The sequence below is a fragment of the uncultured Aquimarina sp. genome (genome assembly GCF_947500065.1).
In the GTDB taxonomy this organism is placed as follows: domain Bacteria; phylum Bacteroidota; class Bacteroidia; order Flavobacteriales; family Flavobacteriaceae; genus Aquimarina.
This window is the reverse complement of sequence record NZ_CANMQT010000014.1, coordinates 24,529-45,316: the sequence shown is the minus strand read 5'-3', so window position 1 is coordinate 45,316 and position 20,788 is coordinate 24,529. Positions and strand designations below refer to the sequence as shown.

Sequence of the window (20,788 nt, the reverse complement as noted above, 5' to 3'; positions counted from 1 at the left end):
ACCGCGGTGTTAGCCTGATAACTATCACAATAAAACTACCTGAAAAAGGTATGATATCCCAAACGTGTATTACATCCTAAAGACCACCCATCTTAACGGGTTAGAAATAGCATTAGATGTTGTTTCATGTATAAAGATGGATGTAATGCGGTAATCGGATATTACTAACTGAATGTTGTACTATTTAAAACCACAACCAAATGAAAAATTTAAAATTATTGGCGCTTTGCGCTATTATGATGGGATGCTTGATATCCTGCCAAAAAGAAGACGTCTCTGATACTGCTGTAGAAGAGGTAGCCCAAGAACCCACCAAAGCACAGCTGGATAAACTATCCAAAATGGGGGTCAATACAGAAAAAGTAACGATACAGGATATCCCGCTGCCAGATGGATCCAAAGAGAAATACCTGGTATCTGGGGATATCACGATTCCTATTAATGACCTAAAGGAATACCCAGATCTAGTATCTGAGGATGGGATTAATAAACAATACCGATCTGATTATATTGTTGCACCACAGTACAGAAATATAAGGGTTTTGGGTTGGACAGGCACAGGTTCATCGTTTGATCTGACTCCTAAAATGCAGACTGCATTGTCCTGGGCAGTGGCAAACTATAATGCATTACCTAACACGCTTAATTTTACGCTGACCTATGGTAATGATCAATCGCAAGTTGATATGGTGGTGTACAGAGTAATTGGAGGCGCAGGAGGATCCGCAGGATTCCCTACCTCGGCAGGTAGACCCAATCGATATGTGCGTATTAACTCCGGATTGGATAGTAGCACGTGGAGTTACAATGTAGTAGAGCATGTGATAGGTCACGAAATAGGACATAGTGTTGGCTTTAGACATCAGGATTGGTATAATCGTTGGAGCTGTAATTATACAGGCCCACTTCCTGCAGAACCATCAGTAAGCCCAGCTGCGATCTGGATTCCTGGTACACCTTGGTCTCCGTTTGCGGATTCTATTATGCTAGGTTGCTTTGGTACCGGAGAAGATGGCGAGTTTACCGATTCGGATAAAGATGCCTTGAATATTTTGTATTAAAAATATAAAATAATCAGTAGTAAATTATAAATAGTATAGAGGCTGTCTAAAAGTAGTTTTCTCTGTCATTTTGAGCCCTGTCGAAGGGCTCAATGTGATAGTATCTTAGATATTGTGCTTTTCGGACAGCCTTATACTATTTTGATATTCTTTTGCTTTTAATTCTCTTTTTCTATTAGCAAATCTAAAGGCTCGTGTTTTAGTACTTACAATTAATTTCGAGACATTTGTTTTTCTCCCCAACTTCTCAGTTGTTTAATTAATGGAATTAATTCCTCTCCTGTTGATGTAAGTGAATATTCAACTTTTGGAGGAACTTCTACATATACCTTTCTTGAAACTAATTCATCAGCTTCTAATTCTCTCAATGTTTGTGTCAGCATTTTAGGTGTAATTCCAATAATTGCTCTTTTTAACTCTCCATAGCGCATACAGTTGTCTCTAAGTACCCAAAGTATACGTCCTTTATATTTTCCTCCTATTCTTTTGAAGGCATAATCTACAGGACAATAGGCTGTTGTATTTTTTTTATTCATTTTTATGCAAATTTAAATAGCTGATAATCAGTAATACTATCCTTTTGGTATGTAGTGCACTTTATTGTACGTACTTGTCACAAATATATTAAAAGCTTTACTTTATATTAATTTTCTAAGTACATCAATTTTATAGTATGAAAAACATCCAGAATATCTCTCCAGGAATAGTTGCAATTCTAACACTTGTAGTTATTAGTAGTATCGTGCTATTGCCAATTGATACGATTCTTTTAAAAATGTCACTTTCAGAGTTTCATTCGGAATACCTGGGTTTAACGATTAAAATGGCATCCATCCTAATCATAAGTTATGGTGTTATAAAAAAAATGAAAATTGAACCTATAACTGGCCTCTCTTCAGCATATGATTGGAAATTTAAGTATTTGAATTTGATCCCTGTTTATCTTATTATAATCGGAGTTTCGGGCATTATAGCTACAGATGTAACCCAAATCCATATAGGAAACGTAGTACTCTTACTTTTTGCTTGTTTGACGGTTGGGTTCGCAGAAGAATTTTTATTTAGAGGAGTATTGCAATCAGTATTTTTAAAAAAATATGTCCATAGTAAGAATGGAATTCTTATCAGCATAGTACTACCAGCCATAGTTTTTGGATTATTTCATCTAATCAATTTGACAAAAAACGATAATGTAAGTGCTGTATTAACTCAAGTTGTATTTGCGATGTTTATTGGATTCTTTTTCGGTGTTTTAGTTCTGAAAACAAATAAAATAATACCTGTTGCATTCACTCACGGGCTCATAAATTTTTTCTTTTCTATTTTGCTGCTACCTGGTATAAAAGATATTGAAAACACCCTACCTTTAGAAGAAACAGGAACCTCAATTGCTCCTATAATTTTAACCTTACCTCTTTTAATTATCGGTCTTTTTGTAGCAAAAAAAATTAAAAAAGAAACTGTAGTTAAAAAATTAAATGAAAGCTTTAATTAAGACAATACTAGGTAAATTGGTAGTATGCAGAATACTGAAAAAATAAGATAGCAAGAATGAAAGTTCAAATTATTTATTGTCACCCAAGTCAAAAATCGTATACCTATGAAATACTTGGACAATTAAAATCAAACCTCATACAGGAAAATTTAGAATTCGAAGTTTCAGATTTATATGCCATGAATTTTAAAACGGATATGAGTGAAGATGAGTATGAACGAGAAGGGTTTGTTAATTTGAATTTATCAATACCTGATGATGTAAAAAATGAACATCAGAAAATAGAAAAATCAGACTGTTTAATTTTTGTTTATCCGGTTTGGTGGAGTGATTGCCCTGCAAAATTGAAAGGTTGGTTTGATAGAGTGTATTCTGTTGGATATTCCTATGGGTACGATGAATCTGATAATAATACTCAAAAAATGAAAACAGTACCATATGGAATTGCCCTTTGTACAGCAGGACATCCAAATGAGTTTTTAAATGAAATCGGAATAGCAGAAAGCATGAGAAATGTAATGATAGATGATAGACTCGGGAAACGATTTATAAAGAAAGAAATGATTATTTTAGGTGGAACTTTGAATAAAGAAAATGTGAAGCATAAACACATGGAAATAATTAATGGTATTGGTAAAAAAATAAAAGAATACTGTGCCTAATAACATTGTGCGAAATTAATTACTTGGTAGTAAGTTGTTTACAGCAGATTACTAAACCATATTGACACAAACTTGAAGTATAAAACATGACCTATTATCAACAAGCATCTAATGCCGTTTTGAAAGAGTACATCAGATGTTTTTGGTGGTTAGACAACGATTCATCAAAAAATCTTGATTACACGATTTTACCTGACGGTTTTTTTGATGTTATCGTTCGCTTCGAGAATTACAATTATCAAAGTACTGTGCTAACGGGGCTATATACAAAAGAGGTTGAAGTGGTCATTCCACCAAATCATCAACTTTTCGGAATACAATTCAAACTACCAGCTGCGGAATATATATTCTGCGAAAGTATTGCTCCGTTGTTAAATTCTGATAAAAAATTGCCTAATGCTTTTTGGGATCTAAATTCATTTGACTTTTCCGAAAACTCAGATACGATTGATAGGTTAAGTTCAATAATAAGTCAAGAAATCGATAAAGAAGATAATCCAGACAATCGAAAAATTCGTCTATTTAGCTTATTGAGTCAAACTAAAGGCAATCAAAGCGTGAACTATTTTGCCGATAAAGTATTTTGGTCTAGTAGGCAAATCAACAGATATTTTAATAAAATGTTCGGGCTTTCTCTAAAAAGCTACTGTAATATAGTACGATGTTCGGCATCCTTCAAAGACATTAAGAAAGGAGATTTATTGTCTAATCAAAACTATTATGACAGATCCCATTTTAATAAAGAAATAAAAAAGTATACCAATCACACTCCAAAAACCCTATCAAATAACGAAAACGACCGATTTTTACAAATTTCTATCATCCCCAATAAGTAACTTTGTGGTATAACTAACCATAATAAGCTAGGAATGGACAAAGAAGTGGTTGCATGGAAGAATAAGGGTCGAACAATAGACGTAAACGGTCATCAAGTATTTTACATAAAAGAAGGTAGTGGTCCCAACCTTTTAATACTTCACGGATATCCTTTCAATACCTTCGAGTGGAAATCTGTTTGGAAAAATCTAGTAAAAGAGTACACGGTTTTTACCTTTGATTATTTGGGTATGGGATTTTCAGATAAGCCCAAAGATCATGACTATAGCTTTCATGAACATTGCGAAATAGTCAATTCTCTAATCGAGTTTTGGGGTATTAAACAAACCCATATCTTATCACATGATCTAGGAGTTAGTATTGTACAAGAATTATTAGCCAGGGACTTAGTTTCGCAGAACTGCTTTAAAATACAATCGGTGGTATTTATGAACGGTGGTTTGTTTATGGATAGTTACAAACCTAGAATGATACAACGATTGCTTTCGCAATCTCCCAAACCTATTGGGAAACTGTTGAGCAAGCTTCTCACTAAAAAGAAATTGGAAAAATCGATCAAATCAGTTTTTGGTCCCAACACCCAACCCACGAACCTACTCATAAATCAATTCTGGGATATTTTAAATTATAATGATGGCAAGTCAATCGCATATTTGATTGGGAGGCTGGTTTTTGACAAATTAAACCATCAAGAAAGATGGATAAGCGCCATGCAAAATACAAAGATCCCAATGTGTTTTATAAATGGGCCATTCGATCCCAATTCTGGTATTCATATGGCTAATCGATATAAAGAACTGATTCCCGATCCTAAAGTAAAGCTACTGGGTCAAGACATCGGACATTGGCCACAAATTGAGGATCCAAGCGGTGTTTTGTTATACTATCAAGAATTTAGACACGAAATTCATAAAACATCTAATAGCAACGCTCTTGATTAAAAAGGTTTTCTCAAACTTGAGAATGCTTGAAATGAAATACGCCATATAACATGAGTTATGTGTAATCTAAAAATAACTAGTAATGATAAAAAAAATAGCAATAACATTTAGTGTAATTCTATATGCAATTATCGTCCCTTTTCTGGATATCAATGAAACGCATGTTTGGAATCCAGATTGGACGCCTCACGCTCGAATACATGAGGTTTGGCAATTGATTACCAACTCCAGTATTGGAGTAGTATGCTTGTGGCTGGTTTGGTATAAAAAAGAAGTTCAATTAAGCACTATATTAAGCCTCATAGTTATGGGAGGGTTCTTATTAGCATTCTTCTTAAAAGATGGATATGGTGGTTCTATGAAATATTTAGATGGAAGCGAAAAGACTATAGTGGGAATTAATATAGGAGTTTTAGGCTTTGGAATAGCGTTCTTATTTTTAATGCTATCACAGGTGTTGACAAAAACAAAAAAGACTTCGCATAACTAACCTTATACAGTCTGGTTAGGCGCAAGCTGAAAAATTCCCCAGCTCCCAACTAGTGGCTGTGACATCCCTAATGGTGGGGCACCACAAAAAACACTATAAACCAAATAGGCTGTCTAAAAAGTAGTTTTCTCTGTCATTTCTAGCGGAATCGAGAAACAACCACATTTGGTTTTCAGTACATTTCGACTATAGCCTGTCCTGAGCCCTGTCGAAGGGCTCAATGTGACAGTATAGTAAATATTTTACTTTTAATTCGTAGGAATGGCTGCAGAAACCTTTCCGTTTAACACGCCTCCATTTCGTAACTGTGTATCACAAAAAATCAAAGTGATTTTTTGACCATCATTGTTTACAAATAACTCAGTTTCTGGAGTAGAGTCGCCATTATCGATCAATACCTGATTGGTTGATTTTACAAGCTCTCTCTGGATATGTGTACCCTTAAACTCGTAATCCACGCCAAAATATTGTCCTGTTTTAGGATATCCGCCACTTAATTCATTAAAATTAATTTGAAAAATATCTGGCCAGATTCCAAACCTAAAACCAACGTTACCGTCACCACAGCAACTAGGATTTGTGATTTCTACGTTAGCATCTCTCCAGGTTCCGGAAATACTATAATAATTATCTTGATCATAGGTACACGCAATAGCAGATGTAGTAAATGACTCCCAATCGGTTTCTTCTGTAGGACCGTTTTTTGTAAATGCTGTATAGTGATAAGTCGTATTTGGCGTTAGTCCATCGATAGTATGATTAAATTTATAAAAACCATTGTAATATTCCACCTCTCCTTCGAGTTCGATGATCTGATCGTTACTGGAATCCTGTGCATCTCCGGTTCTAAATATAAAACCTGTGGTATATGTGTCTTGTTGTTGGAAAACAACATTTTCATGATTAATGAAACCATTAAGCGATACAGCATTTTGAGAAGTATAGGTAGTATACGACCTCACATTAGGAGCGTTATAAATTGCATCTTCATCTCCATCACCGAAGATATCGCTCTCGCTACAAGAATATAGCATACACGAAATACATACGAAAGTAATAAGTTTTTTCATTTTGGGTAGATTAGTATTAAAACGACCGCAAAAATGCAGTATTTAAATCGTTTTTACAAGTCTAAAAATGACTACTGATATCAGTGATATTAAACGATATCTTATAATTGCGGTATTCTAACTGATTTTATTGTCCCTATCGATACAACAAAAAAATACATGTCCAATTTTCGGTTGCTGGCCAGATATGATCATCGGTACTTTGTATAAAAACAAACAACGATGAATTTTAAAGAGCTTCATACGCAAAAAACACCTTTGTTATTAGGAAATGTTTGGGATGTACCTAGTACCAAAACAGCCGAGAAACTAGGCTTTAAAGCCATAGGAACTTCGAGCGCTGCCATTGCTAGTCTTTTAGGATACCAAGATGGTGAGGACATGGATTTTTCTGAACTGGCTTATTTCGTAAAACGAATCGCAGCAAATACTAATCTACCACTATCCGTAGACCTGGAATCTGGTTATAGCCGCAATCCAACAAGTATTGCAGAGCATATTAAGGAACTGGTAGCGATGGGAGTAGTAGGTGTTAATGTAGAAGATAGTGTGGTTGCGGATACAAGAACATTGCTAGATGCAGCCGAGTTTGCCAATACCCTTAAGGAAGTAAACAAGCTATTATCACAAGAGGATATCGATGTTTTTATAAATGTACGATCGGATATCTTTTTGTTGGGAGATCCGGATCCCGTAGCGGCAACCAAAAAACGAATCCAATTATACGAAGCAGCAGGTGCTAATGGAATTTTTACACCTGGTGTAGAAAACGAATCGGATATCAGAGAAATTGTAACTTGTACACAGTTACCGATCAATGTAATGTGTATGCCCAATCTTCCGGGTTTTGAAACCTTAGCAAGCATAGGAGTACAACGAATTAGTATGGGTAATTTTTTATTCGATAAGATGTACAGTCAGTTAGAACGTACTACCAAAGAAATCGTAGACCAACAATCATTTCAATCCATTTTTTAAGATGCTGATTACAGAAAACAAAACAATAGAAACGTATTACAAAGCATTGCTAGAACGAAAAGAGAGCTTTGTAGGGATTTTTTTTGTGGGTGTAAAAACGACATCTGTTTTTTGTATCGCTACGTGTAGAGCCAGAAAACCGAAATTAAAAAATGTAGAATTCTACACCTCGTTTAAGGAAGCGCTGGATAATGGATACCGACCATGTAAAATCTGTAAGCCTACCGAAAATGCTAATGAAGCACCAGAACAGGTAGAAAAAGCCATTACATTGGTGAAGCAAAACCCAAAAGAGAAAATCACAGATGATCAGTTACGAAAACTAGCAATCAGTCCAGAAGTGGTGAGGAGATGGTTTAAGAAAAACTATGGAATGACGTTTCAGGCGTATCAGCGGATGTATCGGATTAATAATGCTTTTCAGGAATTAAAAAAAGGAAAAAATGCTACACATACTGCTTTTGATTCGGGATATGAATCCTTGAGCGGTTTTGGATATACCTTTAAAAAAGTCATAGGAACATCTCCTCAAAAAAGTACAAAGGGAAATGTAATTTTAATTAGTCGGTTGACAACACCTTTGGGGCCTATGTTTGTGTGTGCTACCGAAAATGGGATCTGTCTGCTAGAATTTGTAGATAGGCGTATGCTGGAAACCGAGTTTACTGATTTGCAGAAGCGATTGCAGACACAGATCATAGCTGGCGAAAACGAACACATTAAGCAAGCTAAAAAAGAAATCACTGAATATTTCGACGGTAAAAGAAAAATCTTTGAGGTTGATCTAGAAACACCGGGAACGGATTTTCAGAATACTGTTTGGCATAGTTTAAAAGAAATCCAATACGGACAGGTGACTACCTATCAGCAACAAGCAGAGAAAATCAAGAATCCAAAAGCCATTAGAGCAGTAGCTTCTGCAAATGGGTATAATAGGATTTCGATTATAATTCCGTGTCACAGAGTCATCGGAAAAGATGGAAGTATGACTGGTTATGGTGGTGGTGTCGAACGAAAGCAATGGTTGTTAACGCACGAAAGTAACAATCACTTATCTGATTAGTTTTTGATACAAAATTAAGGCTGAATTTTTCAGTTTTATCTTAGAATTCAGCCCCAATTTATAAAATGTATAAAATCACGATTTAGTAGGAATCACTGATTACTTTTTCTGTTTTTAAAACCCTTAGATTTTTGTCTAATACTCTCAGGAAATAAACACCTCTAGGAAGATTTGTAGAAAAACTAATGCTGCTAGAATCATTCATTATAGGCATGCTAGAAACTTCTCTACCAAATACATCTATGAGCTGTACTCTGGTGATTTCGGTATTACTTTTTGGTAATTGAACCGTGAGTGTTGTTGTAAAAGGATTTGGGTAGATCGAAATTTTAGGAACCTCTGTATATTGACTTCTATTAGATAGACTCTGACTACCACCAGAACAGATTATTTTAAACTCATTTATAGACGACCAACTACCTGAATATCCTGATGCACCCGTAATTGTAAGTTTAACATATCTAACAGATTGCGTAGAAAAACTTCTGTTAATCACAGAGCCGCCAGATGTGTTATTTGAGGCATCGGTTAATACCGAGAATCCTGAAGTAGGAGAGTTGCTAGAGCCTTCGACAATAAACTGATATGCTCTATTGCTATATGGATACAAATTGATCTCGTTAATAGTATATTCTTCTCCTAAGTCTATTACTGCGTTTTGCGGAAAACCTTGAGCAGACCATCTATTATCTGTATTGTCATCTATTAGGTTACTTGCTGGATTTGCTGTCTGTTGATCACTGTAACTAGAAAGACTAGCATCTAATGATAGATTACTTCCTGCAGCACAAGTTGGAGTAGTAATAGTATTACCAAAAACTCTAAACTCTGATAAGCTTATCCATGGTCCTGAATAGCCAGATGCACCGGATACAGTTACTCTAACATAACGAGCATCTACAGAAGAGAAGTTATCAGTAATCGGGTTAGAAACTGTTCCTGGTGTTGTGTTGTTGCTTCTATCAACAATTGCCGTATAGGTTCCATTGGGATCAGTAGCTGTTTCTATGGTATATTGATATGCTCTGTCTTTATAACAAATTAATGCTGTTTTGTTAATGCTAAAAGTAGCTCCAAGATCTACCGTAAAAGATTTTGGAAAACCATTTACCGACCAACGAGAATCTGTAGAATCGTCTACAAGGTTTGAAGCTACATTATTACCATCTGGTGTACCTGTAGCGGTTACTGGTTTATTTAACGCCAGATTGATCTCTGAAGAAGTAGTTACAACAGTCACTATAGTTGTATCTGTAAATCCACCATCTTCTGTAGTTACGGTAATAACCGCTTCGCCAGTGTTGGTAGCATTTATTAATCCATTAGCATTGATTGTTGCTACTGAGGTATTATTACTGCTGTAGGTAAGGTTTTGATTAGTTGCATTGGCAGGTGATATTGTGGCTGTTAGTTGTTGGGTGTTGCCAATTTGTATAGTAGTAGTGCTTGGAGAAAGAACTATACCGTCCACAGATACGGTTCCTGTAGCACCTAGTTGGGTTATAATGATTGTTCTGGTCAAAGATCCACCACTAACGGTTACTGTACCAGTTCTTGTAGTACTTTGGGAATTGGCAGTGACCGATATTGTAGCGCTGCCATTATTTACTCCAGATGTAGGGCTTACAGTAATCCAGGAACTAGTATTGGATATGGTCCAATTAACATTGGATGTGATGGTAAGTGTTTTGCTACCAGAAGCAGCTGCGAAATCACTAATTGCGGATACTGTTAAGATATCTGTAGGCGGTGTATTACTACAAGAATTCAGAGAATCTCCGATGTAATTAACGAAACAAGCACCAACCATTGCGGCTACATCGCTATCAGAGTAGGGAGATTGAGCTATGTTTGATCCGGCATTGGTACCAGAAATATCAAAAATTTCACCATTACTACTAGCCGATAAATTTGCTGAGGTGAATCCACTTACCGATGCTCCTAAATTTGTGTTATCATATACATTTCCTGAATACGATAACGACGAACCAATATCTGAAAAATCTCCATTATCATCTTCAGTAATAACATTAGTAGTATTAGATGAATTACTCGAAAAGAAAATGACATTGTTAGAAACGTTACCGGTATTGCTGCTAGTACCTTTGTCTCCATTAAAAAATAACGGAGCATTGGTGTTCACTATGGTATTTTTGGAAACTGTAATGTCTTTTGATTCTTGATACCCATTAGATACACTTGTAGCATTACAATTATCCTGAGAGCCGGTAGAACCTCCCATAAATGTAATTCCATTATTCCATTTTGCTTGATCAATAACGGTGATACAATCCTGAATGTAATTGTTCGTAATCAGGTGATCACTATCTACTATCCGAATACCACCTGTTCCATCAACATTTTCTCCTAAGAAGTAGTTGCCTTCTACAGTAGCACCAGAACCATGACGCAATGTTAATGATCCTCTACATCTTCTAAAGGTGTTATTTTGGTATGTGTTATTGTCACTTTTATTGGTAATAATTTCATTTTCACCATCTGCCTCAACAAAGTAGTTGTTGCTCACTGTTGTTCTACAATCTACATTCTGAAATTCACTGGTTCCCACACGAATGGTTTCACTATCGCCAGAGTTTGATAATGAAGGATCCATTTTTTCGTATTTATAAAAATAATTATTGCTTATCGTATGACCAACAATGTCACATCGATTCACCTCGGCATTGTATTCTAATTCGACTAACACCAAAGCTCCTGCGGTAGATTTATTCAAAAAAGAACAATGTAGTACCTTGTTATTATTTCCATATAATACAATCCATCTATGTTTAACAATTGCTCCATCTTGTTCGGCTTCTGCAGCATCACCAGGTTCAACTCCTAAACCATTAATTACACAATTTTGAATTGTAGAATTTTGTGCATAGGTAGTTCCGTTTCTAAATTGGATAAAATTACTAGCTCCATATCCTCCTTTCCAGTGAAATCCTTCAACGATAAGATAGTTGCCGGCAATATCCATTTGTAGTCCATTATTAAAAATTACGCCACCAGGAGTTTCAGCTTTTAAAGTAATAGGGTTTGATGAGGTTCCATTAGCTTTGAATACAAGTCTTTCATCATCGTTATACGTTCCGTTTGCCCATATGACTACATCACCTGGTGCTAAGGTTAAATTTCTAAAATCGTCTATTGAACTAATCGTGTATTCTGTAGCAAGAATGTTCGTTGAACATAGAAAAGCGAGAATAAATAATACTGGAGGAATCTTTTTTTTCAATAATTCTTTTAAAAACAAAACATCCGAATCATATACTGTTTGCATTATTAGGTTCCAAAATGTGTGAAGATTTTTCATGTTAAATGTGTTAAATGGTTTAGTTATAGATGATCTAGCCTTCCAATTTGGTTTGATTGTAATAAAGCAGTTAAGATTTTAAAAGCTAGTGTAGATACGTAAATTCGTTGTTTACTATTAAATAATTAAATTGGTCAACCAATTTAATGTTTTTTGATGATATATAAATATTTTATGTTGATAAATATTATAATTGCATGAATTTTGTTAATTAATTGAGGAAATAAAGATTTAGAAGAAGGGTGCTTAATTACTCGAATACACGTTGGTCAAAACATTAGTTGTTTGTTAATCAGTTGTTTGCCCCTGTTTTTTTAAGGTGTATACCTATTGTGGTTAGTTTTTTAAAATAATACATTTAGGGTTTCTTATGTAAAGTTTTTGTCCCGTCTATCCTAAAGGAATATAGAAAAACAAGCCTGTATAAAAAGAATCATGGACGTTGTCTGACTAGTTGGTAGCTATGCGATTTTTGGTTTTAACATTAGTGTGTAATTATGAGAATTATTAGGAACCCATTCTTAACTCCTCCTACAAGACATGCGTCTCATTTATTTTCAAAGAAAAATGATGAAAACAGTTTTTTTTCGCAAACTTCTCGGAAAACAGCAAGTTTCTTTGATACATCATTCGTTCAGCCTAAACATATAGGCAGCTCTATTGATCCTGTTTCTGAAAAAGAGGCGAATGTAAATCCCAAAAATAGTATAACAAAACAAAGTGTAGGACCTTCCGTAGTACAAAGAAAATGTGATACATGTGGAAAATGTAAAAAATGTGAACAAGAAGAAAAAAATGGATCTTTGGATGAGCAACCAGAGGATATGGTGATGACCAAGCCTATGGAGCGTTCCGCAACGAATTTAGGAGTTAACAATGAAAATTCTTCTTCTGATACTTTAGAAAACACACTTCAGGCTTCTAAGAGTGGTGGGAAATCACTTCCGGATGATAGTAAGATGGAAATGGAGCAGGCTTTTGATACTGATTTTGAGAATGTAAAAGTACATACAGATTCTACAGCCGATCTTATGAATAAGCAACTACAGGCAAAAGCGTTTACCCATGGAGAGCATATGTATTTTAGCCAAGGAACTTTTGATACGAGTACAAAAGAAGGAAAGAAATTATTGAGCCACGAATTAACCCACGTAGTACAACAAACCAAAGGGTCAGCACCTGCAAGTGCGCAACGCACTATTGGAGATGGACATGACTTGCAATCTCCCAGGTTTTCTGGTAATCCAAAACTAGAAGCTGCTTTTGATAATCAAAGCCTTATAAGAATAGGTGCTAATGGAGCACATGTACGTGCAATTCAGCAAGGAGTAGTTGATGCTGGGCATCCATTGCCAAAATTTGGTGTAGATGGTATATTTGGTAGTGAAACTCATACTGGTATAAGAAGTTATCAGGCAGAGAGAACCTTAAAAGTTGATGGAATTGTTGGCCCGGAAACTATGGGAGATCTGGATCAGTTCTTTACAGATAGCCCTCCAAATACAAAAGTACCGCCTATTATTCCTAATATATGTACGATACTGGAATCTGATAAAAATGGGTTGGTATCGGTCTCATCCCTTACACAGGAACAGAAGGAACTTACAGAAGATACTCCTACGGTAAATTTACCTAATGGCGAGGAAGCTATCGAATGTAAAACCCCGTCAAATAATAAGGATTGCAAAGATTTTTGTGGATGTCCATTGCCGGCTTCCAATTATAAAGGGAGTGTTGGTGATTTGGCCCTTACCATGGATAAAGCTGTTGCTTTCCATGAGAATAATCCAACACCTGGTAAAGATCCACGGAAACACATTTGTCCTCCTAAAGGAACACCTGTAAGAGTTCTGTCTATTATTCCCGTTGGAGCCATGACTTTACTTAAAGTTCGTTTCTGTAATGGATCCTTACCGGATAAGCAAGGAAATATGGTAACTGAAGTATTTATCCAACAACAATTTGTTCATAATGGTAAAAAGTTAAATATCAAAGGACCTGATGAGGTAACCAAACCTAATGAAATAGAGTTGGAAGCAGAAGGCGCACATCCTGGATCACAACCTGACTGGGATGTAGAACACGATCCTTCAAACCATGGACGTGTAGGGATTAATGGTTCTGATAAAAAACCTAAAGTAAAAATCAAAGGAAAAGAACTGAGTTCGTTAGAAGGAGATGTAATGATTAAGGTTTCTGTCTGTGGTATGGTAGCATTACACAGGCTTACTGTAGTACAGCCTTTTGTACTTAATCTTCCAACACCTAGAATACCTCGAACACCTGTAGGGCCCAGGAAGCCTGACGATACTCCTTTGTTATATTGTGTGCCTTTTCTTACTAAAACTGAGGCTAAAGTAGAAAGAGCGATAGCAAAAAAAGAATTACAGGCGTTTATTACAGCGCGACATTCTGGTAATACGGATGCAATGGGTTTGTATATGGAATATCTCAATAAACCAAAAACAGGTACTACAGGAACCATATTACCGCGTAGGCTCTTTAAGGATCCTACAAGTGACTTTGTAAAATCATTTATGATTGATGGAGAAACTTTTAGAGAAAAAAAACGCATTCAAGATCTGATCACTAGTAGGGTAAGCAAAGACCCAAAACTGATTCCTCCTGTAGGTAAAACAACACTTTTATTACCATTTAGAACGGTACTCAAAGATCCGGAAATTATGAATTTACCCATGAGTTTTAAGGATCCTTTTTCAAGAATTCCAGGTCTAGTGGCTGGAGGATTTGGTGTAGATTCTAGTGATGCTGGGGATGATGTACGACATGTTGATGGACAATTTAGAGTTACTAATCAAGGAGGCGGTACCTTGCGTTTTCAGATTAAATATACGTTCGATGTCCATGATGCTGTAGATTTTTGTCCAGGTGCACCTGGAGGATTTTTTGCTAAATTATTACTTACAATTAGATTGAGTCGACTAGAAGCTACACCAGATGTACCTACCTACGATACTCCGTTTGAAGTGCTATATAGCATCAAGGATGATATTATTGTATGATCAGGTTCTTGTTCTGATATTTAATGGAGGTTTAGTTTTTAAAATAAATAACTTTTAAATGAGTAGAATTCTACTGTATCTTTGAAAACTATACATTGAGAATTTTTAAGTTCCGAGTGTACTTTGGTTGCTACAATTATTCTCCACTAAAACACCTTCATGAAAGTAATAGGAATCGAGATTGATAAAAAAAGAGCGATTTGTGTAATCTTATCCAAAGATACACAAGGAGAATACTCCAATCTTACAGGTAAAACTAAGTATATCGAAATCAAAGATGATCAGAACAATCAAGATATACAGAACTTTCAGAAGGATATTCATGCGTTTTTTGATTCGATAACACCAGATCATATTGCTATTATTAGTAGACAAACCAAAGGTAAGTTCGCTGCGGCAGCGGTTTCTTTTAAATTAGAAGCGCTACTCCAGTGTTATCAAAATGTCGAAATGAGTTTCGTTTCTAAGCAAACATTGACTGCTTATTATAAGAAGAATGTACTTCCTGTTACTTATGACAATGCATATCAGGAAAATGCTACTAAATTGGCGGCATATTTATTAAGAGAATAAGTTATTTTCATCATATAAAAGCTATTCTCAATAGTTCTACTGAGCCCGCTGAAGTACATCGTTTTCTATCGAAAACGACTCGAATAGGCGCTTTATTTAAAAAATAAAAAACAAAGGATAATAGGAAAAATTCCATTGTAAAAGGAAAAATTCCAAATTCCAAATATTTCTCTTAGATTTGCATTTCAAAAGAAATGTGATGTCAGAAAAATTATATGCTGTTATTGATGTAGAAACTACCGGTAAAGGCATTAAAGGTAATCGCATTACAGAAATCTGTATTGTATTGTTACAAGGCAATACCATTATAGATAAATTCACTTCTTTAGTGAATCCTGATTGTTATATTCCACCTTTTATTACAGGACTTACCGGTATAGATAATGATATGGTGCGAAATGCACCTAGATTCCACGAAATAGCAGAGCGTATTGTACAAATGACTACAGGAGCCATCTTTGTGGCGCATAATGTAAGCTTTGACTATAATGTCATTAAAGGGGAGTTTAAAAACCTGGGATATTCTTTTGTTCGAAAGAAATTATGTACCGTTCGTTTATCCAGAAAGTTAATTCCGGGGATGTTATCCTATAGTTTAGGAAAACTTTGTTCATCTCTTAATATTCCATTAGAAGGTCGACATCGAGCGGAAGGCGATACAGATGCTACTGTTATTTTATTTCAGCGGATTCTGAGTCTTGATCCTGAATTTTTGGTTATCAATAAATTTTTAAATGCACGTTCTAAAGAGGCTACATTACCTCCGCATCTTCAAGTAGAAAACATAGATGCATTACCCGAAGAAACGGGGATTTATTTATTTAAAGATCAAAAAGGAGAAGTAATATATGCCGGTAAAGCTAAGAATATTAAACAGCGTGTGATTAGCCATTTTTATGATAAAAAGAATAAAGAATATGCATTAGGTCAGGAAACATATTCTATAGACTATGAAGTGACAGGTAATGAGCTAGTGGCGTTGTTATTAGAATCAGAAAAAATACAAAAGCACTATCCTAAATTTAATCGAGCACAGAAAAGACCTGTTGCTCCTTATTGCATTATGTTCTATACCAATAGGAAAGGAGTGGTACAACTGGCAATAGATAGATCACATTCTATAGATCATTCGGTAGAAATATTTTATAGTAGGGCAGAAGCAGTAGAAAAGTTAGAGCAGCTTTGTGAAGAGTATCAGTTATGTCCACGATATTGTAGTTTACAAAGTACTACAGAACGATGTTCTCACTATAAGATAAAGAATTGCAAAGGTATTTGTGAAGGTCAAGAATCTGTTGCGTTGTATAATATGCGGGTACAAAAAGCATTGTCCTCATTGCGTAGAGATCAAAAAAGCTACTTTATTAAAGAAAAGGGAAGAACTTTTAGTGAGCTAAGTTTTGTAATGATTCAGGATGGTGTTTATAAAGGTTTCGGGTTTATACAAGAAGATGAACAAATTGCGAAAATAGAAGACTTCGAGAATTTCCTAAACCTTCAGAAGCATACCTATCATACTACTAAAATAATTAAAAGTTATTTGCGTAAACATGGGGATAGGAATATAATAAATATTGATAGGTAGATTTGAGGTAGACAAAGGCTAATAAACACTGTTTTTTCTCATTTTTAATTGGAAAAAATCTGCATCTTTGACGATTATTAATTCAAAAATCAATCAATGAAAATCTCACAGATTTCCAAATTTATATCGACCGTAGTACTTTTCTTTTCTATTTTTTACACGAATGCACAAACCAAAGAGGTAGAACGAGAATGGGTTTCTTTTCAGCAAAAAATCGATGTTCAAACCGATGAGAAAGTTAAATTTAAACTGAAGGCACGAGTAAAAACCAAAGCTGCAAGTAGTAATAGTGTTGCTGCGATTTGGGTTTCTGTAGAAAACAAAAATAAAGAATACGGTTTTAGCGATGGTATACAAGATACAGTATTAACTAAACCCCAATGGACTTCTTATGAGATCGAAGGTTATTTTGATGAAGAGGCAGAGACCATAACTTTTGGAGGGTATGTTGTTAGTAATGGTACATTTTATTTTGATGATTTTGAATTGTTGTTCCAAGAAGAAGGAGCTTATAAACCTGTAACGATATCTAATGCTGGTTTCGAAAAGAAAGTTGCAAATGATAATATTCCTGGATGGTTACAAGATGTAGACGAAGAAAAGAATATACTAAAAGTAAAAGGATATACTTTTCATTCTGGAGATGATAAGGATTCTGAAGAATCTTTACTAATGATTTTGGGTAAAGATGTTCATTATGATAAAAGTAATTATATCATACAGGAAGAAGGTTTTTCTCCGCAAATAGGGACATTAATCTCTATGTTAAATAATCTTAGTAACAGAGTAGAAGGTATTGTAAAAAATCTAGACCAAAGAGAGACAGATCATTTAGTAGATGAAAAGGCAAATCGAATCGGTGCGCTAATAATGCATTTGGCCGCTGCCGAAAAATTATATCAGAACCTTACTTTTGAAAATAGGAGGTTTAATAAAGAAGAGGAAGAAAAATGGCAAGCAGGATTGAGCCTTGGAGAAGAAGCTAGAGAAAAATTTGTAGGAAAACCAATTTCGTATTATCTGGAGATTTATAAAAAAGTTAGAAAAAAGACAATTGAAGAGCTAAAGAAACGTAATGATGCTTGGTTAGAAGACTCATGGCCAGGATCTACTATGAATAATCATTTTGCATGGTTTCATGTAATGGAACATCAATCGAGTCATCTTGGGCAAATCTTGTTTCTAAAAAAGAGAATTCCTGAAAAAGAAAAAGAAATTACAATGGAGAATGAAATAGATAACTAAGGTTGTCTTTATGATATAAAAGTATAGGTAATCGAGAATTGATCATCTAGATCTAAAAGGCTGTCTAAAAAGTAGATTTCTCTGTCATTTCAAGCGGAGTCGAGAAATAACTACCCTTGGTTTTCAATACATTTCGACTCCGCTCAATGCGACAGTATTGTTAACATTGTGCTTTTCGAACAGCTTTTTTTGTATTTACTGTTGAGATATTTTTCAAAACTATAACAAAATTATAATATACATCTATAATGTAAATTAGTACTTTGAGGAACTTATTCTTATTTGTATTAATCATTTATTATCTATGAAAAGTATTCTTACCGCAGTAATCGTATTCTTAACGGTATCCTTGTATGCTCAAAAAACCATTGATTTTCCATCCAAAGATGGACTAACGATAACGGCCGATATGTATGAAGCCAAAAAAAGCAGTCAATTTATTATTCTTTTTCATCAAGCAGGGTGGAGTCGCGGAGAATACCTAGAAATTGCTCCAAAACTGAATAGTTTAGGATATCATTGTATGGCTGTAGATCAGCGATCTGGAGGAGCAGTTAATGGGGTTGAAAACAAAACGAAAGCCTTGGCCAAAAAAGAGGGAAAGCAAACAGAATTTGTAGATGCTTTTCAGGATATAGAGGCTGCCGTAGATTATGTAAAAAAGACCTATGACCCTGAAAAAATTATTATTTGGGGAAGTTCTTATTCTTCAGCCCTTGTATTAAAATATGCAGGAGATAACCCAGATGCTGTAAACGGGGTTTTGTCTTTTGCTCCAGGAGAATATTTTGGTAAAAAGAATTTTATTACTTCTAGCGCTGCTAATATTAAAGTTCCAGTATTTATTACCTCTGCTAAGAATGAAAAAAAGAATTGGTCTGGAATTTATGAAGCGATTCCATCAGGTAAAAAACAATTCTTTCTTCCTGAAACAAAAGGAAATCATGGATCGAGAGCGCTTTGGGATAAGTTTTCTGACAGTGAAAGTTATTGGAACGAGGTAAAAGGTTTTTTAAAAACTATTTAAAATCAAACAAAAAGTGGTTAGTCTGATTTTTGGACTCTTCTGTTTACGGATCATTTTCCCATTGACTTTTTATTTCTGTATGTCTAAAAATACCTTTTATTGGGTATTTAGTTAGGTGTAAACATTTAATAACTTCACATTATAGAAATAATGATCTAAAGAAGGTATTCTAAAGAAAGGAAAAAATAAAAACAATCAACAATTGTACGTTGTACGAACTAATTTGTATATTAAACGTATTCTACGTAATACTCTCCTGCGTCATTATTGAAAATTAATATTTAATTGAAGGAACAGGTTTCCTCTAAGTAATATATAATCAAATATAATGATGAGTGATTCAGTTGAAAATTCGGATAGCAATAATTTATTAAATCAAGAGGTTTTAAATGAGATAGATAAGAGAGTCGATGAAAAGATTCAGGAATCTAACAAAAAGTTACCACCAATTGTTAGAGTTTTAAATGCGTTATTGAATGCAGTTGTGGCAAAGTTAATAGTCAAACTTGGAATATTATTTTTCGGAGGCTTGATAATATTGGCTCCCTTTTGTGTAACTCAAGTTAAAGATTATGAACTAGTAATGGTTCATAGATGGGGAAGTTTAAAGCAGACGCCTGTTAAACCAGGATTAAAATGGTTTTGGCCAATCATGGATAAAGTGCATCGTTTTGATTTACGTCAAAAGAATATTACTTTAACTGATCGACATGATAATTCTGGAATAGAAGGGATTGATTTTGAAACAAGGGATAAATACCATGCTGGATTTATTGCAAGTATACATTATACGTTAGATAAGAGTAAAGGCAAAGTGCTTGTCGATGCATATGGAGCTAAGGATTCTGAGGAGACCAGAAAATTAATAGAAACCAGAATTGAAGATGAAGTAAGATACTCTCTGCAAAATCTAGGTCCTCAGTATAATTTGAGTGATATTATACAAAATAGAGCTGCATTAATTCATAATGCTTTATTTACAATGGGGTTTAAAAAAACCTCATTAACGAAAAAATCTGATAATCTGAAATCGGGTATAAAAGATCATTTGCCTGATTACCAGATAACTATTCCAGGTCCAATGATGGACGATGAACGGCTTCCTGATTTAGGTATAATTATCAAATATATGCGATTAGAGATCTATACACCAGAAACTTATGAATCCAAAAACAAAGTTGAGTTGAGTTTGTTAGAGTTGGATGATTATGAAAAAAATGAACTTAAACGGGCAGAGATAAAAAGTAAGAGTATGGAAGAATTGAAAAAAGGAGCTTTAATTTACTTTTTAGATAAATGGGATGGTAGATTGCCAGAATCACTCATATTAGATGATAAATTTTATGAGTTAATGAAAGAGGAGAAAGTAATTCGGAGAATTAAATAAAATTTTCTAGAGATTAAAAGAATTTTACTAAT

At 34.8% G+C, this 20,788-nt stretch carries 17 protein-coding genes; 14 read left to right on the top strand and 3 right to left on the bottom strand.

Translation table 11 applies throughout. From position 1 onward, the window contains the following. The first annotated feature begins 200 nt into the window (after positions 1-200). Complete coding sequence (locus Q0975_RS25170; protein ID WP_299442599.1) at positions 201-1,061, top strand: M57 family metalloprotease; 861 nt, start codon at positions 201-203, stop codon at positions 1,059-1,061. 212 nt (positions 1,062-1,273) lie between these two features. Here the strand turns inward: Q0975_RS25170 and Q0975_RS25165 are convergent, their stop codons facing one another. Continuing rightward, complete coding sequence (locus Q0975_RS25165) at positions 1,274-1,597, bottom strand: helix-turn-helix domain-containing protein (RefSeq protein WP_299442596.1); 324 nt, start codon at positions 1,595-1,597, stop codon at positions 1,274-1,276. A 137-nt stretch (positions 1,598-1,734) separates the two neighbouring features. Between Q0975_RS25165 and Q0975_RS25160 the strand changes: the two genes are divergently transcribed. The 5 genes from Q0975_RS25160 to Q0975_RS25140 all read left to right on the top strand — a co-directional run bounded on the left by Q0975_RS25160 (position 1,735) and on the right by Q0975_RS25140 (position 5,486). Beyond that, the gene (locus tag Q0975_RS25160) at positions 1,735-2,556 is read left to right on the top strand and encodes a type II CAAX endopeptidase family protein (RefSeq protein ID WP_299442593.1); all 822 of its coding nucleotides are present in this window, start codon (positions 1,735-1,737) and stop codon (positions 2,554-2,556) included. A gap of 56 nt (positions 2,557-2,612) precedes the next feature. Then, complete coding sequence (locus Q0975_RS25155) at positions 2,613-3,218, top strand: NAD(P)H-dependent oxidoreductase (RefSeq protein ID WP_299442589.1); 606 nt, start codon at positions 2,613-2,615, stop codon at positions 3,216-3,218. Positions 3,219-3,304: 86 nt separating this feature from the next. Continuing rightward, positions 3,305-4,054: an AraC family transcriptional regulator gene (locus Q0975_RS25150; protein ID WP_299442586.1), complete on the top strand. Its 750-nt coding sequence runs from the start codon at positions 3,305-3,307 to the stop codon at positions 4,052-4,054. 33 nt (positions 4,055-4,087) lie between these two features. Next, complete coding sequence (locus tag Q0975_RS25145; protein ID WP_299442583.1) at positions 4,088-4,996, top strand: alpha/beta hydrolase; 909 nt, start codon at positions 4,088-4,090, stop codon at positions 4,994-4,996. An 82-nt stretch (positions 4,997-5,078) separates the two neighbouring features. Beyond that, positions 5,079-5,486, top strand: a complete 408-nt coding sequence (locus Q0975_RS25140) for a hypothetical protein (protein WP_299442580.1) — start codon at positions 5,079-5,081, stop codon at positions 5,484-5,486. Positions 5,487-5,734: 248 nt separating this feature from the next. On the opposite strand, the gene Q0975_RS25135 is transcribed toward Q0975_RS25140, so the two are convergent. After that, positions 5,735-6,556 carry a fibronectin type III domain-containing protein gene (locus Q0975_RS25135; protein WP_299442577.1) on the bottom strand — a complete coding sequence of 274 codons (822 nt, stop codon included), beginning with the start codon at positions 6,554-6,556 and terminating at the stop codon, positions 5,735-5,737. 222 nt (positions 6,557-6,778) lie between these two features. On the opposite strand from Q0975_RS25135, the gene Q0975_RS25130 reads away from it, so the two are divergent. Together Q0975_RS25130 and Q0975_RS25125 are read left to right on the top strand one after the other, a co-directional pair. Continuing rightward, positions 6,779-7,534, top strand: coding sequence for an isocitrate lyase/phosphoenolpyruvate mutase family protein (locus Q0975_RS25130; RefSeq protein ID WP_299442575.1), 756 nt, complete (start codon positions 6,779-6,781; stop codon positions 7,532-7,534). 1 nt (position 7,535) lies between these two features. Next, positions 7,536-8,597 (top strand): bifunctional transcriptional activator/DNA repair enzyme AdaA, encoded by a 1,062-nt coding sequence (locus Q0975_RS25125; RefSeq protein WP_299442572.1) that lies wholly within the window; start codon positions 7,536-7,538, stop codon positions 8,595-8,597. An 82-nt stretch (positions 8,598-8,679) separates the two neighbouring features. Here Q0975_RS25125 and Q0975_RS25120 read toward each other — a convergent pair whose 3' ends face one another. Then, the gene (locus tag Q0975_RS25120; protein WP_299442569.1) at positions 8,680-11,916 is read right to left on the bottom strand and encodes a chondroitinase-B domain-containing protein; all 3,237 of its coding nucleotides are present in this window, start codon (positions 11,914-11,916) and stop codon (positions 8,680-8,682) included. A gap of 497 nt (positions 11,917-12,413) precedes the next feature. Between Q0975_RS25120 and Q0975_RS25115 the strand changes: the two genes are divergently transcribed. From Q0975_RS25115 to Q0975_RS25090, 6 genes are all read left to right on the top strand, one after another. After that, on the top strand, positions 12,414-14,939 hold the full coding sequence (locus Q0975_RS25115; RefSeq protein WP_299442566.1) for a DUF4157 domain-containing protein: 2,526 nt from the start codon (positions 12,414-12,416) through the stop codon (positions 14,937-14,939). 159 nt (positions 14,940-15,098) lie between these two features. Then, positions 15,099-15,512 carry a DUF3010 family protein gene (locus Q0975_RS25110; protein WP_299442563.1) on the top strand — a complete coding sequence of 138 codons (414 nt, stop codon included), beginning with the start codon at positions 15,099-15,101 and terminating at the stop codon, positions 15,510-15,512. A gap of 199 nt (positions 15,513-15,711) precedes the next feature. Then, on the top strand, positions 15,712-17,097 hold the full coding sequence (locus Q0975_RS25105) for an exonuclease domain-containing protein (RefSeq protein ID WP_299442560.1): 1,386 nt from the start codon (positions 15,712-15,714) through the stop codon (positions 17,095-17,097). Positions 17,098-17,193: 96 nt separating this feature from the next. Next, positions 17,194-18,342, top strand: coding sequence for a DUF664 domain-containing protein (locus Q0975_RS25100; RefSeq protein ID WP_299442557.1), 1,149 nt, complete (start codon positions 17,194-17,196; stop codon positions 18,340-18,342). A 304-nt stretch (positions 18,343-18,646) separates the two neighbouring features. Beyond that, a complete protein-coding gene (locus Q0975_RS25095; RefSeq protein ID WP_299442554.1) occupies positions 18,647-19,369 on the top strand; it encodes an alpha/beta fold hydrolase in 723 nt (240 codons plus the stop codon). Positions 19,370-19,700: 331 nt separating this feature from the next. Continuing rightward, on the top strand, positions 19,701-20,756 hold the full coding sequence (locus tag Q0975_RS25090) for an SPFH domain-containing protein (RefSeq protein ID WP_299442551.1): 1,056 nt from the start codon (positions 19,701-19,703) through the stop codon (positions 20,754-20,756). The last annotated feature ends 32 nt before the right edge of the window (positions 20,757-20,788 follow it).

Bases quoted from the DNA above. Each gene is read 5' to 3' on its own strand.
- Q0975_RS25090 (WP_299442551.1), top strand. From the start codon at position 19,701: ATGAGTGATTCAGTTGAAAATTCGGATAGCAATAATTTATTAAATCAA.
- Q0975_RS25140 (WP_299442580.1), top strand. From the start codon at position 5,079: ATGATAAAAAAAATAGCAATAACATTTAGTGTAATTCTATATGCAATT.
- Q0975_RS25155 (WP_299442589.1), top strand. From the start codon at position 2,613: ATGAAAGTTCAAATTATTTATTGTCACCCAAGTCAAAAATCGTATACC.
- Q0975_RS25170 (WP_299442599.1), top strand. From the start codon at position 201: ATGAAAAATTTAAAATTATTGGCGCTTTGCGCTATTATGATGGGATGC.
- Q0975_RS25160 (WP_299442593.1), top strand. From the start codon at position 1,735: ATGAAAAACATCCAGAATATCTCTCCAGGAATAGTTGCAATTCTAACA.
- Q0975_RS25165 (WP_299442596.1), bottom strand. From the start codon at position 1,597: ATGAATAAAAAAAATACAACAGCCTATTGTCCTGTAGATTATGCCTTC.
- Q0975_RS25120 (WP_299442569.1), bottom strand. From the start codon at position 11,916: ATGAAAAATCTTCACACATTTTGGAACCTAATAATGCAAACAGTATAT.
- Q0975_RS25125 (WP_299442572.1), top strand. From the start codon at position 7,536: ATGCTGATTACAGAAAACAAAACAATAGAAACGTATTACAAAGCATTG.
- Q0975_RS25095 (WP_299442554.1), top strand. From the start codon at position 18,647: ATGAAAAGTATTCTTACCGCAGTAATCGTATTCTTAACGGTATCCTTG.
- Q0975_RS25105 (WP_299442560.1), top strand. From the start codon at position 15,712: ATGTCAGAAAAATTATATGCTGTTATTGATGTAGAAACTACCGGTAAA.
- Q0975_RS25115 (WP_299442566.1), top strand. From the start codon at position 12,414: ATGAGAATTATTAGGAACCCATTCTTAACTCCTCCTACAAGACATGCG.
- Q0975_RS25100 (WP_299442557.1), top strand. From the start codon at position 17,194: ATGAAAATCTCACAGATTTCCAAATTTATATCGACCGTAGTACTTTTC.
- Q0975_RS25145 (WP_299442583.1), top strand. From the start codon at position 4,088: ATGGACAAAGAAGTGGTTGCATGGAAGAATAAGGGTCGAACAATAGAC.
- Q0975_RS25130 (WP_299442575.1), top strand. From the start codon at position 6,779: ATGAATTTTAAAGAGCTTCATACGCAAAAAACACCTTTGTTATTAGGA.
- Q0975_RS25110 (WP_299442563.1), top strand. From the start codon at position 15,099: ATGAAAGTAATAGGAATCGAGATTGATAAAAAAAGAGCGATTTGTGTA.
- Q0975_RS25135 (WP_299442577.1), bottom strand. From the start codon at position 6,556: ATGAAAAAACTTATTACTTTCGTATGTATTTCGTGTATGCTATATTCT.
- Q0975_RS25150 (WP_299442586.1), top strand. From the start codon at position 3,305: ATGACCTATTATCAACAAGCATCTAATGCCGTTTTGAAAGAGTACATC.